Annotated in this window: 1 protein-coding gene; it reads right to left on the bottom strand. The window is 66.1% G+C overall.

Annotation, left to right across the window (positions count from 1 at the left end; translation table 11 throughout):
• Nucleotides 1-64: 64 nt before the first annotated feature.
• Nucleotides 65-1,323 (bottom strand): ABC transporter substrate-binding protein (locus tag ADK57_RS12640; protein WP_053749515.1); only part of this gene is annotated, 1,259 nt, incomplete at its 5' end.

Here is a 1,323-nt window from a genome sequence, read left to right as displayed (position 1 = left end):
GCCGGTGACGGCCGGGGTCGGGAAGCGTGCCCGGCCGGCACCGGGGCCGGCCGGGCACTGCAGGTCACTTCTGGTAGTTCTTGGCGACTTCCTCGGCGAGCTTTTGGCCGTCGTCGAGTGCCTTGTCGACGGTGGTCTTGCCGGCGATGGCGGCGGAGATCTCCTGGGTGACCTTGGTTCCCAGGTCCTGGAACTCGGGGATGGCCACGTATTGGATGCCCACGGTCGGGCGGGGCTGGATGCCGGGGTTGGCCGGGTCGGCGCCCTCGATGGACTTCAGGGTGATGTCACCGAAGGAGGCGGCGGCCTTCTGGTACTCGGGCAGGGCGTAGGTGCTGGCCCGCTTGCCGGCCGGGACACGCGCCCAGCCGAGCTTGTTGCCGACGAGGCTCTCGTACTTCTTGCTGGAGGCCCACAGCATGAACTTGGAGGCGGCATCCGCGTTCTTGGTGGTCTTGGGCATGGCCCACGACCAGGCCCACAGCCAGCCGCTGCTGTCGGTCTTGACGGTCGGCGCGTAGGCGTAGCCGACATCGCCGGCGATCTTGCTGGAGGCGGGGTCTTCCAGTGAGCCGGCGGCGCTGGTCGCGTCGTACCACATCGCGACCTTCTTCTGGCTCAGCGCGTTCAGGCACTCGGTGAACCCAGCCTGCGGGGCGCCCGACTCGCCGTGCTCCTTGACCAGCTTGACGTAGAAGTCGGTGGCCTCCTTGAAGCCGCCGCTGTTGACCTGCGCCTTCCAGTCCTTGGTGAACCAGGTGCCGCCGAAGGTGTTGACCATGGACGTCAGCGGCGCACCGAGTTCGCCCCAGCCGGCCAGACCGCGCAGGCAGATGCCCTTCATGCCGGGCTCGGCGCCGTCGACCTTGGCCGCGATGTCGGCGATCTGCTGCCAGGTCGGGTGCTCGGGCACCGTGATGCCCTTGGCCTTCATGACGGACTTGTTGTACATGAGCATCGAGGACTCGCCGTAGAACGGCAGGGCGTAGAGCTTGCCGTCGGAGCCGGACAGTGACTGCACCATCGGCTTGAGCAGGTCGGCCTTGTCGAAGCTTGTGTCCTTGTCGGCGTAGGAGCCGAGATCGTGCAGCCAGCCGTTCTTCTCCCAGATGGGCACCTCGTAGGCGCCGATGGTGGCTACGTCGTACTGGCCGGCCTGGGTGGCGATGTCCTGGGTGACTTTGTCGCGCAGCTCGTTCTCGGGAAGGATCGTGAAGTTGACCTTGATCCCGGTGTCCTTGGTGAAGTTGTCCTTGGTCAGCTTCGCGATGTCCTCCATCTGCGGATTGCCGACCATCAGCACGTTGATGCTCTTGCCACCGC

The organism is Streptomyces sp. MMG1533 (assembly GCF_001279775.1).
Taxonomy (GTDB): Bacteria; Actinomycetota; Actinomycetes; order Streptomycetales; family Streptomycetaceae; genus Streptomyces.
This window is presented reverse-complemented; position numbering and strand designations above follow the sequence as displayed.